The sequence below is a fragment of the Pseudomonas sp. G1002 genome, assembly GCF_013385455.1.
GTDB lineage: Bacteria > Pseudomonadota > Gammaproteobacteria > Pseudomonadales > Pseudomonadaceae > Aquipseudomonas.
The window spans coordinates 23,572-36,477 of record NZ_JACAPY010000018.1 but is presented as its reverse complement, the minus strand read 5'-3'; the positions used below and the strand labels follow the sequence as shown (position 1 = coordinate 36,477).

The following is a 12,906-nucleotide window of genomic DNA, read 5'->3' as shown; positions in this document are numbered from 1 at the left end:
AAAATTTTCGACGAGAATCCCATGAGCAGCCTGACCGTAACACCTCTCAGCACCGCCCTTGGCGCCCAGATCAGTGGCGTCGACATCACCCAACCGCTGAACATTGAAGACCGCGACGCCATCGAACAGGCGCTGCTCAAGCATTCGGTACTGTTCTTCCGCAACCAGCCGATCAACCCGCAGCAACAGGCGCGGTTCGCGGCGAATTTCGGCGACCTGCACATTCACCCGATCTACCCCAACGTGCCGGAGCAGCCAGAAGTGCTGATCCTCGACACCGCCGTGACCGACGTGCGCGACAACGCCATCTGGCACACCGATGTGACCTTCCTGCCCACCCCGGCCCTCGGTGCGGTACTGAGCGCCAAGCTGCTGCCGGAGTTTGGTGGCGATACGTTGTGGGCCAGCGGGATTGCCGCGTATGAGGCGTTGTCCGAGCCGTTCAAGAAGCTGTTGGACGGTTTGACGGCAACCCATGACTTCACCCGCTCCTTCCCGCTGGAGCGTTACGGCAACACGCCGGAAGATTTGGCGCGCTGGGAAGAAGCCCGGCGCAAGAACCCGCCGCTGTCTCATCCGGTGATTCGTACCCACCCGGTGAGCGGGCGTAAGTCGCTGTTCGTCAGCGAGGGGTTCACCAGCAAGATCAACGAACTGGAGCCGGCGGAAAGCGACGTGGTGTTGAAGCTGCTGTTTGCCCATGCAACACGGCCGGAATTCACCATTCGCTGGCGTTGGCAGGAAAATGACGTGGCGTTCTGGGATAACCGCGTGACCCAGCATTACGCGGTGGATGATTACCGGCCGCAGCGGCGGGTGATGCATCGGGCGACGATTCTTGGAGATGTGCCGTTCTAGCAGGCACACCACAAATCAAATGTGGGAGCGGGCTTGCTCGCGAAAGCGGTGAATCAGTCGACATATCCAGTGACTGACACTCCGCTTTCGCGAGCAAGCCCGCTCCCACATTGGGTAGAGGTTGATGCCGGAATCGGGCTCTACCGCTTATTCAGCCGTAGACGGCTTCTCCCACAGGTTAATCCCGCCTTCCTGGGCAAACCGATCAATCTCCGCCAGTTCCTGCGCGCTGAAGCTCAGGTTCTGCAACGCACCGACGTTTTCAATGATCTGCTCCGGCCGGCTCGCGCCGATCAGGGCGCTGGTGACCCGCGGATCACGCAACGTCCACGCCAACGCCATCTGCGCCAGGCTCTGGCCACGGCGCTTGGCAATTTCATTCAGCGCGCGGGCGTGGGCGATGTTGGCCTCGGACAAGTGCTTGGCCTGCAACGAACCACCCCCCGGACGATTGACCCGCGCATCCGCCGGTACGCCGTTGAGGTATTTGTCGGTCAGCAGGCCCTGGGCCAATGGCGTGAACGCGATCACCCCGGCACCGAGTTCTTCGGTGACGTCCAGCAGGTCTTTTTCCACCCAGCGGTTGAGCAGGTTGTAGGCCGGCTGGTGGATCAGCAGCGGGACTTTCCACTCCTGGAGCAGCGCCGCAATTTCCCGGGTTTTCACGCCGGAGTAGGACGAGATCCCGATGTACAACGCCTTGCCCTGTTGCACGGCGGTGGCCAGTGCGCTGGCGGTTTCTTCCAGCGGGGTGTCGGCATCAAAACGGTGGGAGTAGAAGATGTCCACGTAGTCGACGCCCAGGCGTTGCAGGCTCTGGTCGAGGCTCGCCAAGACGTACTTGCGCGAACCGCCGCCCTGGCCATAAGGGCCCGGCCACATGTCCCAGCCCGCCTTGCTGGAGATGATCAGTTCATCGCGGTAATGCTTGAAGTCTTCCCGCAGCAAACGACCGAAGTTGATCTCGGCGCTGCCGTATGGAGGGCCGTAGTTGTTGGCCAGGTCGAAGTGGTTGATACCCAGGTCGAACGCGGTGCGCAGCAAGGCGCGCTGGGTGTCGATCGGGGTGCTGTCGCCAAAGTTGTGCCACAGCCCCAGGGACAGTGCCGGCAGCACCAGTCCGCTGCGACCTACGCGGCGGTAAGGAATAGATTCATAGCGGTTTTCGGCAGCAATGTAAGTCATCGAATCCTCTCTTGGACTTGGGGCAAATAAGGCCCGGGAATAAGCATATTCCCGGGCCTTTTAAGCAGCTGAATCGCTTAAGTCTGCCTATCCCTTTTACAGCAAAGTCCTACCAGAGTGGAACGACGTAGCTTACATAGAAGCGGTTTTCATCTTGCACCGTGGCACCGGTGATATCCGGGCTGGCGTGGGCATTTCGCCAGGTCACGCCCAGGCCTTTGAGGGTGCCGGTGGGCACCTGGTAAGCCACGGTGACGTTACGTTCCCATTCGCTCGTAGTGCCTTGGGTGGTGCGGATGTCATCGCCGTGTGCGTAGGACGTGGCGAAGGTCAGGCCGTTAAGGCCGAGTTTGCCGAAGTCATATTTGTACTGCGCCAGCCAGGTGCGCTCGCCGGCATGCTGGAATTTGTTCAGTTGCATGTTGGTGAGTGCCGGGGTGTCGGCGCCCGAGCCCGGGCCCTGGTTGCTGGCACCGCTGTTCAGGCCGGAATCCAGGTACGGGAAGTCGCTGTCGCCGCTGTTTTTCTGGATGCCCAGGCCGACGGTATGGCCGTCCAGGCTGTAGCTTTCCAACAGGCTGACGGTGGACTGGTTGATGCGGCCCTTGGAGGTGCCATCGCCGTAGAGACCCGCAGCCGAATAGTCTTTGTCGCCCGCGGCGTTTTCACCCACACCCAGGCTGCGGTACAGGCGCACGTCGGTGTCGATCGCGCCGACAGGCAAGGCGTCATGGCGCTTGGCACCGAGGAAGAACTGCTGGTAGTAATCCTCAAGGTTGGAGTACCACAGGCTGACGGTGGTGTCCGGCAAACCTTTGTAGTCCGCGCCGCCGTAGAGGAAGCGATCGCTCTCTTTGGTGCCGCCGGCGGTGATCATGCCCTGGTCGCCGGTTTCGTTGCGGATCTTGGTCTTGAGGATGTCACCGGCGGTAAAGATGAAGTCGGTCAAGTCCTTGGAAACCAACTGCACGCCGGTGTTGGTCTGCTGGTACAGGCGGCCGTCGGTGTTGGCCAGCACCGGGTTGTTGCCGTACAGCGTACCGACGCGCAATTCATCCTGGGCGAAGCGCATCTTGAAGGTCGGGCTGAGCACGCCGAACTGGTCGGCCGACTTGCCGTTATCCAGCGGGAACATGCTGCCGGGGTAGCGGCCCTGGTGATCCTTGTCATTGAGGTCGCCGCCGGAGTCCAGTTTCAAACCGTAGAACGCCTGCAGGTCCAGGCCAAAGCCCACCGGCCCATCGGTGTAGCCGGACTTGAAGTTGAACTCAAAACCCTGGCCCCAATCACGGATGCTGTGGGCCTTGTTATTGCTGTTCACCACATCGCGCCCCTGCTGATTGAGGTAGCGGTTGAGCAGGGTCACGTCGGCGTGGCTGTCATCGATAAAATCGGCGTGGGCGGACAGCATAAAGCTCGCCATGGCGGCACCCACCATGGGGCTTAATAACGTCTTCATTGGTACCGGTCTCCGTCACTGTTCTGAAATGAAAGCGTCAAACGCTTCACACAATTAGGCGATGGCCATGTGACAGTTCGGAGTCAAAACACCCTTTACCCGGATGAAATTAAATTTAAGAAACCCAGTAAAGACGCGGGTTAGCGGGCAGTGGCGAAGATTTCGGCGAGCCAATCGACGAACACCCGCACCCTCGGCGACATGTGTCGGTTTTGCGGGTAGAGCACCGAAACCGGCATGGGCGGCGGTGGTGTATCAATGAGGATTTCCTGCATAACGCCCTGGTTGATCAGCTCGGCGATGCGGTAGTGCGGGCACTGGATAATGCCCAGTCCGGCGACTGCGCTGGCGGCATAAATCTCTGCGCCGAACACCGACAGAGCCCCCTCGATCGTCACTTCCTGCACCTGGCCGTCGACCATGAATTCGAAGGGGAACAGCTTCGCGGTGGTGCGTGAAACATAGTTCACCGCACGGTGCTCGCCCAGGTCGGCGAGGCGCTTCGGCTCGCCGTATTTGCGCAGGTAGGCCGGGCTCGCGCAGGTCACCTGGCGCAGCGTCGCAACCCGGCGACCGATCAACGCCGAATCCCCCAGGGTGCCCGCCCGCAGCACACAATCCACGCCTTCGGCGATCAGGTCGACGAAGCGGTCCGCCTCGCTGATGGACAGCTCGATTTCCGGGTAGCGCGCCATGAATTGCGGCAGCGCCGGGATCACGAAGTACTTGGCCAGTGTGCCGTGCAAATCCACCCGCAGGCGGCCCTTGGGGGCCACCGAGCGGAAGGCCAGTTCCGCCTCTTCCAGCTCCGCCAGCAGTTGCACACAGCGCAGGTAATAGGCCTCGCCATCCAGCGTGGGGCGGACGCGGCGGGTGCTGCGCTCAAGCAACCGCGTGCCGAGCCAGGCCTCGAACTGGTTGAGGGTGTGGGTCAGGGTGGCGCGCGGCAGGTTCAGGTCATCGGCCGCCAGCGTGAAGCTGCTGCGTTCGTAAATCCTCACGAACACTTTCATCGCTTTGACCTGGTCCACGGCGCGTCTCCATTGTTGGCGATTCTTGAACAGTCAAGGCAACTCTGGCGCATTTATCGGCCTGGGTAAACATGTGAATCTGCTTCCACACCCAACCACTGCCCCAAGGAAACCAGATCATGACTACCCTAGTTGCTATCGTTACCGGCGCCTCACGCGGCATCGGCGCCGTGGTTGCCAGACAACTGGCTGCCGACGGTTATGCCGTCGCCATCAACTACGCCAACAGCGCCACCGAAGCGTCAAGGCTGGTAGTGGAGTTGCGCCAGGCCGGCCACCAAGCCATAGCGATCCAGGGCGACGTGGCCAGCGCCGCCGACGTCAAGCGCCTGTTCGACGAGACCGAAGCCCAGCTGGGCAAGGTTGATGTGCTGATCAACAACGCCGGGATTCTCAAGGTGCTGCCGCTGGCCCAACACAGCGATGAGCTCTACAACCAGAACTTCGACATCCATACCCGCGGCACCTTCAACGCCCTGCGTGAAGCCGCCACCCGCCTGAACGACGGCGGGCGCATCGTCAATTTCTCCAGCAGCACCGTCGGCCTCAACTTCCCCGGTTATGCGGTGTACATCGCCAGCAAGGCGGCGGTGGAATCCCTGACCCAGGTGTTCGCCAAGGAAATGCGCGGCCGGCGCATCACCGTCAACGCCGTTGCCCCGGGCCCGGTGGCGACCGAACTGTTCCTGCATGGCAAAAGCGAAGAGCAGATCCAGGGCCTGGCCAAGATGGCACCCCTGGAACGCCTGGGCCAACCGGAAGATATCGCCCGCGTGGTGGCGTTCCTGGTGAGCCCGGCCGGTGGTTGGGTGAACGGGCAAATCCTGCGGGCCAATGGTGGTTTGGTCTGAAGGCCACGCAGCACTCACTCTACGACGCACTAATATTGTGGCGAGGGAGCTTGCTCCCGCTGGAGTGCGCAGCGCTCCCATCTTTTTTGGGGCCGCTGCGCAGCCCAGCGGGAGCAAGCTCCCTCGCCACAGGTTTGGTGTTCATGGAAAATCAGCGGGTATCAGGAGACTTCAGATATGCACACCGCCCTCGTCATCACCGCCGGCCTGATCCTCCTCGCGCTGATGCTGTTCATCGGCCAAAAGCTGGGCGTCAGCCGGCACATTCTGGCCTACAGCTTTGTCGGGATCTGGCTGGTGGTGTCGGTGGTTAACGGCGCGGTAGGTGTGGTCACTGCCGGCCAGCCCCTGGTCTCGGAGCTGGTGATCGGCAGTGGGGTATTCGGTGCGCCGTTGGTGGCACTGGCCCTGTTTATCAGGACCTGAGCGTTAACGAACCAGGTGCAGGAACTGCATGTGCCGTTCGTACTGGTCGAGGATGTCGTTGATGATCTGCTCCTTGGTGTAGCCCACCAGATCGTAGTCCTGACTGCCCTCGCTCAAGTGCACTTCCGCCCGGTAGTAGCGGCGGTTGTTGAGCTGCTTGGAACCCATGCCGCCCCGTGCGAATGACGGGGTGAAATAGCCGCGCATCTGCACCTGATACACAAACGGGTGCTGCTCGCCGTGGCCGATCTCCAGGCTGACGCTGTCGTTGGCCGGGTCAGGCTGGGTGACCACGTTGAGGCCTTTTTCGACAAACACCGCCGTCACTTCTTCGATGGCCGGGCGCACCGTGGTCTCGAGGAAACGGTACACCTCATCCCGTGACGGGAAATGCACCGCCTGGCTCAGGCGCTGGCGCCAACCGCCCGTGCCCTTGCGTGAGCCCGATACCGGCGCGAGGGAATGCATCTGCGCAATCTGCTTCTGCGACTCAAGGTAGAACGCCTTGTGCAGCCCCCACATCATCAGCAGCAGGATCATCGAGAACGGCAGCGAGGTCAGCACCACGGCCGACTTGAGCGAGTCGATGCTGCCGGCAAACAGCAGCGCGCTGGTCACCAACGCGGTCATCGCGCCCCAGAACACCCGCAGCCACTTCGGCCCGTCTTCATCGGCGTTGCCGCCTTTGGCCGACAAGGTCGAGAGCACCACCGTGCCGGAGTCGGCCGAGGTGACGAAGAACACGAAGCTGATAAACACCGTGACCGCGATAACGGTCTTGCTCCACGGGTAGGTTTCCAGCAGCAGGTAGAGGCTCATCGACGGGTCATCAATGGCCGACTGTCCCAGCGCCGTGAGGCCGTGGTTGAGCACCTGGTCGATGGCGCTGTTGCCGAAGATCGACATCCACGCCAGGGTGAAGCCCAGCGGGATCAACAGCACGCCGAACACGAATTCACGGATGGTACGACCGCGGGAAATGCGCGCGATAAACAGGCCTACGAACGGCGACCATGCGATCCACCAGGCCCAATAGAACACGGTCCAGCCGCCCAGCCAGTCGCTCGGTTTGTCGTAGGCGTAGAGGTCGAAACTCTTGGTCGGCAAGGCGCCGAGGTAGTCGCCGATGTTCTGGATCAGGGTGTTGAGCAAGTGCTGGGTAGGGCCGGCGAACAACACGAACAGCAGCAGCGCGCAGGCCAGCAGCATGTTGATGTCGGACATCACCCGCACGCCCTTGTCGACGCCGGAGACCGCCACCAGGATCGCCGCACCCATCATCAAGGTGATGAGGCCGACCTGGATCCACTGGGTGTGGGCCACGCCGAACAGGTAATCGAGCCCTGAGTTGAGGTGCAACACGCCAAAGCCCATATCGGCGCCGAGGCCGAACACCGTGGCGATGATGCCGAAGCCGTCCACCGCATAACCGATGGGGCCGTTGATGCGCTTGCCGATCAGCGGATACAGCGCCGAGCGCAACGCCAGCGGCAGGTTATGCCGGTAGGCGAAGTACGCCAGGGCCATGCCGACGAAGGCGAACACGCCCCAGCCATGCAGGCCCCAGTGCAGAAACAGGATCTGCATGGCCTGGCGCGCCGCGTCACCGTTCAGGGCCTCGCCCTGGGGCGGTTGCACCAGGTGAGTCAGGGGTTCGGACACGCAGAAGAAAAACAGCGTGATGCTGATCCCGGCGGCGAACAGCATGCCGGCCCAGGACAGGTAACTGAATTCGGGCTCGTCGTGGTCGGCACCGAGTTTGATCTTGCCGTAGCCCGATAACGCGGTGACCACCACGAAGACCAGATACAGGGTCATCGCCAGCATGTAGTACCAGCCGACCGTGTTGGCCGCCCAGTTTTGTGCGGCCAGCAGCCAGGCGCCGGCTTGTTCGGGAATCGCGATGACGGTCAGGCCGAACAGCAGGATGAAGCTCGCGGCGAAGTAAAACACCGGCGGGTTCATGCGGACCAGACCGCTGGAAGGTGTGGACGATGCACTCATGTAGGGCGCACCTCAAGGGTATGGGATGTGGCTGTAAAAAACGGACTCAGCAAAGGTAAGCCTCCTGTTGTGAGCGGGCAGCGAACCACCGATTTAACTTGAACGAACAGTCAAGTTAAACATGGATAGGGGTTTGAGGACTAATCGCAGGGCTGAGTGGTAGGTGTTTCCTACACTAGCTCAAGGAAAGGTATGACGTATGGGGATGACGAAACGTTCAGCGATTGCTGAGTGAAATACGGCTCGAATTTGGGTAGTGCGCCTCAAATTTGGAATGCAGACAAAATGTGGGAGCGGGCTTGCTCGCGAATGCGGCGTGTCAGCCAACACTTCTGTCGACTGATACACCGCATTCGCGAGCAAGCCCGCTCCCACATTGGATCTGTGTGATCGTTAGAGAGGGCGCTGCTCTATTTCTGCGTCCCATCATCATGCTGCAGATTCGCCTGGGTCAGGTTCGCCCCCGCCGGCACACTGCGCGTCAGCCACACATTGCCGCCAATGGTCGAGCCCTTGCCGATCGTGATCCGCCCCAGGATCGTCGCCCCGGCATAGATCACCACATCATCCTCGACAATCGGATGCCGCGGATGGCCTTTCTGCAATTGCCCATCCTCATCCGCCGGGAAACGCTTGGCGCCCAATGTCACGGCCTGGTAGATCCGTACCCGCTCGCCGATGATCGCCGTCTCGCCAATCACCACACCCGTCCCGTGGTCGATAAAGAAGCTCGGGCCGATCTGCGCGCCCGGGTGAATATCAATCCCGGTCGCCGAATGCGCGATTTCCGCGCTGATGCGCGCCAGCAACGGCAAGCCTGCCCGATACAAGTGGTGCGCCAAGCGATGGTGAATCACCGCCAAGATCCCCGGGTAGCACAACAGCACTTCATCCACGCTGCGCGCCGCCGGGTCGCCGTGGTAGGCGGCGAGCACGTCGGTGTCCAACAGGCTGCGCAAGCCTGGCAACGCCAGGGCGAAATCCTGGATCAGGTGGATGGCATGGGCGTCGACTTCACTGTCATCCTGGCCACCTTGCCGCGCGGCATATCGCAGCTCCAGGCGCGCCTGGGCGAGCAATGCATTCAGCGCCACATCCAGGGTGTGGCCGACGTAGAAGTCTTCGCTTTCTTCACGCAGGTCCACCGGCCCCAGACGCATGGGGAACAGCGCACCACACAACGCCTCGAGAATCTGCGCCACGGCTTCCCGTGAAGGCAGCTCGCGCCCGCCCTGCTCGCCGCTGACCCGGCCGTTGCGGGTGCGCCACTGGTCCCGGGCGCTGCGCAGCTGGCTGACGATGGTCTGTAATTGCCAATGACTGGAACGCTCACTCACGGTCTTCACTCCTGACGAAATGCCCATCACTTTACGGCAAGGAACCTGAGCGTCCTTAAGAACCAATAGTGCAATGCTAATAACCCGCCGACATAAGCGATTGGCGGTTGCCGACACAAAAGTGCCTGCCTATAGTCCCAGCATCTCTGACCACCCGTGCGTAGCCATGATCAAACAACAGCTCGACCGCTTTAACCGTCTGGAACTGCTGGGCGGCGCCACCGCCCTGGAAAAACTCGAGCGGCTGTCGGCCTGGCTGGGGCGTGACGTCTACGTCAAACGCGACGACACCACGCCGCTGGCGATGGGCGGCAACAAGCTGCGCAAACTCGAATACCTCGCCGCCGATGCGCTGGCCCAGGGTGCCGACACCCTGGTGACCGCCGGCGCGATCCAGTCCAACCATGTACGCCAGACCGCTGCGCTGGCCGCCAAGCTGGGCCTGGGCTGCGTTGCCCTGCTGGAAAACCCGACGGGCACCGAAGACCCCAACTACCTGGCCAACGGCAACCGCCTGTTGCTGGAGCTGTTCGACGCCAAGGTCGAGTTGGTGGAGAACCTGGACAACGTCGACGACCAGCTCAACGCCCTCGCCGACCGCCTGCGCAGCAACGGCAAGAAGCCGTACCTGGTGCCCATCGGCGGCTCGAATGCCCTCGGCGCCCTGGGTTACGTGCGCGCCGGGCTGGAACTGGCCGGGCAGATTGAAGACAGCGGCATCCCGTTCTCCACCGTGGTCCTGGCCTCCGGCAGCGCCGGCACCCACAGCGGCCTGGCCCTGGCGCTGGCCGAAGTGCTGCCCGACTTGCAAGTGATTGGCATCACGGTGTCCCGTACCGACGAAGCCCAGCGCCCCAAGGTGCAGGGCCTGGCCGAACGTACCGCCGAACTGCTCGGCGTGCCGCTGCCGGACGCGTTCAAGGTGATCCTGTGGGATGAGTACTTCGCCCCCCGTTATGGCGAGCCGAGTGCCGGCACGCTGGCGGCGATCAAGCTGGTAGCCAGCCAGGAAGGCCTGCTGCTGGACCCGGTCTACACGGGCAAGGCCATGGCCGGGTTGCTGGATGGCATTGGACGCCAGCGCTTTGAAGAGGGGCCGATCATCTTCCTGCACACGGGTGGCGCACCGGCGTTGTTTGCTTATGATTCGAGCTTTTGATATTCCATAAAGAAATATCAAACTGATTTTATATTATTTTCAAGTCTTAAAAACCGGCTTTATAGTCGCGCCGTAGGCGAGCTTGATGGCGATACGCATGACTGGGCAGATCCAAAACACCGAGTTGATGCAATCGCGGGCAAGCCCGGCTCCCACACACGGCGCTTTTAAGGCAGGATACGACTACCGCGTCACCTGCATCGCTCAACATAAAAAACACAGGGGCTCTTCATGACTATTTCCGTATTCCGTCGCACGTTACTGGTTGGCACATTGGGGCTGGCGCTTGGCGCCGGGTGGCTCGGTCAGGCAGTTGCCGGCGAGCAGTTGGACAACATCAAGAAAGCCGGCGAAATCAAGATTGGCCTGGAAGGCACCTACCCGCCGTTCAGCTTCGTCGACGAAAGCGGCAAGCTCAGCGGTTTCGAGGTCGAGTTGTCCGAAGCGCTGGCCAAGAAGCTGGGCGTCAAGGTCAAGCTGCAAGCCACGCCGTGGGATGGCATCCTCGCCGCCCTGGAATCCAAGCGCCTGGACGCGGTCGTTAACCAGGTGACCATCTCCGATGCGCGCAAGGAAAAGTATGACTTCTCCAAGCCTTACACCGTTTCCGGGATCCAGGCGCTGACCCTGGCGAAGAACGTCGACACCATCAAGACCGCCGACGACCTGGCCGGGAAGAAAATCGGTGTGGGCCTGGGCACCAACTACGAACAATGGCTCAAGGAAAACCAACCGAAAGCCATCGTCAAAACCTACAACGATGACCCAACCAAGTTCCAGGACCTGCGCATCGGCCGTGTCGACGCCATCCTGATCGACCGCCTCGCCGCGCTGGAATACGCCAAGAAAGCCAAGGACACCGCCGCTGCAGGTGCTGCGTTCTCCCGTCAGGAAGCCGGTATTGCCCTGCGCAAAGGCGAGCCTGAACTGCTGGCCGCGGTGAACAAGGCTCTGGACGAACTGCGCGCCGACGGTACCTTGAAGAAGCTGTCCGAGAAGTACTTCAACGCTGACGTTACTCAATAATGGAAGCAGGTTTCCAACTCGCGCTGGACTCCGCGCCCTTTCTGCTCAAGGGCGCGTACTTCACGGTCATCCTTAGCCTCGGCGGGATGTTTTTCGGCTTGCTGCTGGGCTTCGGCCTGGCCTTGATGCGCCTGTCGCGCTTCAAGCTGTTGAGCTGGACCGCCCGCGTCTACGTGTCGTTCTTTCGCGGCACGCCCTTGCTGGTACAGCTGTTCCTGATCTACTACGGCTTGCCGCAAGTGGGCATCGAGCTGGATCCGATCCCGGCAGCCATGATCGGCTTCTCGCTGAACATGGCTGCTTATGCCTGTGAAATCCTGCGTGCCGCCATCGGTTCCATCGAGCGCGGCCAGTGGGAAGCTGCGGCCAGTATCGGCATGACCCGTGCGCAGACCCTGCGCCGGGCCATCCTGCCGCAGGCCATGCGCACGGCCTTGCCGCCGTTGGGCAACAGCTTTATTTCCCTAGTCAAGGACACCGCCCTGGCCGCCACCATCCAGGTGCCGGAGCTGTTCCGCCAGGCGCAATTGGTCTCGGCCCGTACCTTCGAAATTTTCACCATGTATCTGTCCGCCGCCTTGATCTACTGGATTCTTGCCAGCGTCCTGGCGCACGTGCAAAACCGCCTGGAAGCACGAGTCAACCGGCATGACCTGGAGTCTTGAAGCATGATCGTGGTTGAAAAACTGACCAAACAATTCAAGGGTCAGGTGGTGCTTAACGGGATCGACCTTGAGGTCAAGGAAGGCGAAGTCGTCGCCATCATCGGCCCCAGCGGTTCCGGCAAGACCACCTTGCTGCGCTGCCTGAATTTCCTCGAAGAACCCACCAGTGGCCGAATCAAGGTCGGTGAAATCGAGATCGACAGCAGCCGCCCGCTCAACCAACAGCAAAGCCTGGTGCGGCGCCTGCGCCAGCACGTGGGTTTTGTGTTCCAGAACTTCAACCTGTTCCCGCACCGCACGGCCCTGGAGAACGTCATCGAAGGCCCGATCGTGGTCAAGAAGATGCCCCGGACCGCCGCAGATGCCCTGGGCCGCAAGCTATTGGCCCGGGTCGGCCTGGCAGGCAAGGAAGACGCCTACCCACGCCGCCTCTCCGGTGGGCAGCAGCAACGGGTGGCCATTGCCCGGGCCCTGGCGATGGAGCCGGAGGTGATCCTGTTCGATGAGCCGACTTCGGCCCTGGACCCGGAGCTGGTAGGCGAAGTGCTTGCGACCATTCGCAGCCTCGCGGAAGAAAACCGCACCATGGTCATCGTGACCCACGAAATGAGTTTCGCCCGGGATGTGGCCAACCGGGTGATCTTCTTCGACAAGGGCGTCATTGTTGAACAAGGCGAAGCCAAGGCGCTGTTTGCCAACCCGAAAGAAGAACGTACCCGGCAGTTTCTCAGCAAGTTCATCAACAACTAACTTGCGCCGATTCATTGTAAGAAGCTTCGCTTTATAGAGTTGCCGAAAGGCAACTCGCCTCTTTAGTGTTTTTGGGGAAACACCCTTTATTCATTGGGTAAAAGTCACCCTGAAGCACGCACTTGCAGCGCCCTCCCAGTAAGACCCTTCTGAAT

At 61.2% G+C, this 12,906-nt stretch carries 12 protein-coding genes; 7 read left to right on the top strand and 5 right to left on the bottom strand.

Features of this window, described 5'->3' with window-relative positions; all coding sequences use genetic code 11:
* Positions 1 to 21: 21 nt before the first annotated feature.
* Complete coding sequence (gene tauD / locus HX801_RS08595) at positions 22 to 858, top strand: taurine dioxygenase (protein ID WP_003213162.1); 837 nt, start codon at positions 22 to 24, stop codon at positions 856 to 858.
* Positions 859 to 1,005: 147 nt separating this feature from the next.
* On the opposite strand, the gene mgrA is transcribed toward tauD, so the two are convergent.
* The 3 genes from mgrA to HX801_RS08580 all read right to left on the bottom strand — a co-directional run bounded on the left by mgrA (position 1,006) and on the right by HX801_RS08580 (position 4,533).
* Positions 1,006 to 2,043 (bottom strand): L-glyceraldehyde 3-phosphate reductase, encoded by a 1,038-nt coding sequence (mgrA, locus tag HX801_RS08590; RefSeq protein ID WP_003211877.1) that lies wholly within the window; start codon positions 2,041 to 2,043, stop codon positions 1,006 to 1,008.
* Positions 2,044 to 2,152: 109 nt separating this feature from the next.
* A complete protein-coding gene (locus HX801_RS08585; RefSeq protein WP_177021926.1) occupies positions 2,153 to 3,481 on the bottom strand; it encodes an OprD family outer membrane porin in 1,329 nt (442 codons plus the stop codon).
* A gap of 161 nt (positions 3,482 to 3,642) precedes the next feature.
* Positions 3,643 to 4,533 (bottom strand): LysR family transcriptional regulator, encoded by an 891-nt coding sequence (locus HX801_RS08580; RefSeq protein WP_008435806.1) that lies wholly within the window; start codon positions 4,531 to 4,533, stop codon positions 3,643 to 3,645.
* A 119-nt stretch (positions 4,534 to 4,652) separates the two neighbouring features.
* Between HX801_RS08580 and HX801_RS08575 the strand changes: the two genes are divergently transcribed.
* Together HX801_RS08575 and HX801_RS08570 are read left to right on the top strand one after the other, a co-directional pair.
* Complete coding sequence (locus HX801_RS08575; protein ID WP_177021889.1) at positions 4,653 to 5,384, top strand: SDR family oxidoreductase; 732 nt, start codon at positions 4,653 to 4,655, stop codon at positions 5,382 to 5,384.
* Positions 5,385 to 5,561: 177 nt separating this feature from the next.
* Entirely contained in the window at positions 5,562 to 5,810 is a 249-nt protein-coding gene (locus HX801_RS08570; RefSeq protein WP_177021888.1) for a hypothetical protein, read from the top strand.
* Positions 5,811 to 5,813: 3 nt separating this feature from the next.
* Here HX801_RS08570 and betT read toward each other — a convergent pair whose 3' ends face one another.
* Both betT and epsC read right to left on the bottom strand, forming a co-directional pair.
* Positions 5,814 to 7,775, bottom strand: a complete 1,962-nt coding sequence (gene betT / locus HX801_RS08565) for a choline transporter BetT (RefSeq protein WP_003211865.1) — start codon at positions 7,773 to 7,775, stop codon at positions 5,814 to 5,816.
* A 449-nt stretch (positions 7,776 to 8,224) separates the two neighbouring features.
* A complete protein-coding gene (gene epsC / locus HX801_RS08560; RefSeq protein ID WP_003211862.1) occupies positions 8,225 to 9,151 on the bottom strand; it encodes a serine O-acetyltransferase EpsC in 927 nt (308 codons plus the stop codon).
* Positions 9,152 to 9,317: 166 nt separating this feature from the next.
* Here epsC and HX801_RS08555 point away from each other — a divergent pair, with 166 nt between their 5' ends.
* From HX801_RS08555 to tcyN, 4 genes are all read left to right on the top strand, one after another.
* Complete coding sequence (locus HX801_RS08555; RefSeq protein WP_003211860.1) at positions 9,318 to 10,310, top strand: D-cysteine desulfhydrase; 993 nt, start codon at positions 9,318 to 9,320, stop codon at positions 10,308 to 10,310.
* A gap of 231 nt (positions 10,311 to 10,541) precedes the next feature.
* Positions 10,542 to 11,336 (top strand): cystine ABC transporter substrate-binding protein, encoded by a 795-nt coding sequence (gene tcyJ / locus HX801_RS08550; RefSeq protein WP_003211859.1) that lies wholly within the window; start codon positions 10,542 to 10,544, stop codon positions 11,334 to 11,336.
* Entirely contained in the window at positions 11,336 to 12,001 is a 666-nt protein-coding gene (gene tcyL / locus HX801_RS08545; RefSeq protein ID WP_003211857.1) for a cystine ABC transporter permease, read from the top strand. The genes tcyJ and tcyL overlap by 1 nt, the downstream gene beginning before the upstream one ends.
* A 3-nt stretch (positions 12,002 to 12,004) precedes the next feature.
* Entirely contained in the window at positions 12,005 to 12,751 is a 747-nt protein-coding gene (gene tcyN / locus HX801_RS08540) for an L-cystine ABC transporter ATP-binding protein TcyN (protein ID WP_177021887.1), read from the top strand.
* The last annotated feature ends 155 nt before the right edge of the window (positions 12,752 to 12,906 follow it).

What these genes read in the sequence shown, in the direction of transcription:
- tauD (WP_003213162.1), top strand. Translation starts at nt 22, where the DNA reads ATGAGCAGCCTGACCGTAACACCTCTCAGCACCGCCCTTGGCGCCCAG.
- tcyL (WP_003211857.1), top strand. Translation starts at nt 11,336, where the DNA reads ATGGAAGCAGGTTTCCAACTCGCGCTGGACTCCGCGCCCTTTCTGCTC.
- HX801_RS08555 (WP_003211860.1), top strand. Translation starts at nt 9,318, where the DNA reads ATGATCAAACAACAGCTCGACCGCTTTAACCGTCTGGAACTGCTGGGC.
- HX801_RS08575 (WP_177021889.1), top strand. Translation starts at nt 4,653, where the DNA reads ATGACTACCCTAGTTGCTATCGTTACCGGCGCCTCACGCGGCATCGGC.
- tcyJ (WP_003211859.1), top strand. Translation starts at nt 10,542, where the DNA reads ATGACTATTTCCGTATTCCGTCGCACGTTACTGGTTGGCACATTGGGG.
- tcyN (WP_177021887.1), top strand. Translation starts at nt 12,005, where the DNA reads ATGATCGTGGTTGAAAAACTGACCAAACAATTCAAGGGTCAGGTGGTG.
- betT (WP_003211865.1), bottom strand. Translation starts at nt 7,775, where the DNA reads ATGAACCCGCCGGTGTTTTACTTCGCCGCGAGCTTCATCCTGCTGTTC.
- HX801_RS08585 (WP_177021926.1), bottom strand. Translation starts at nt 3,481, where the DNA reads ATGGTGGGTGCCGCCATGGCGAGCTTTATGCTGTCCGCCCACGCCGAT.
- HX801_RS08570 (WP_177021888.1), top strand. Translation starts at nt 5,562, where the DNA reads ATGCACACCGCCCTCGTCATCACCGCCGGCCTGATCCTCCTCGCGCTG.
- mgrA (WP_003211877.1), bottom strand. Translation starts at nt 2,043, where the DNA reads ATGACTTACATTGCTGCCGAAAACCGCTATGAATCTATTCCTTACCGC.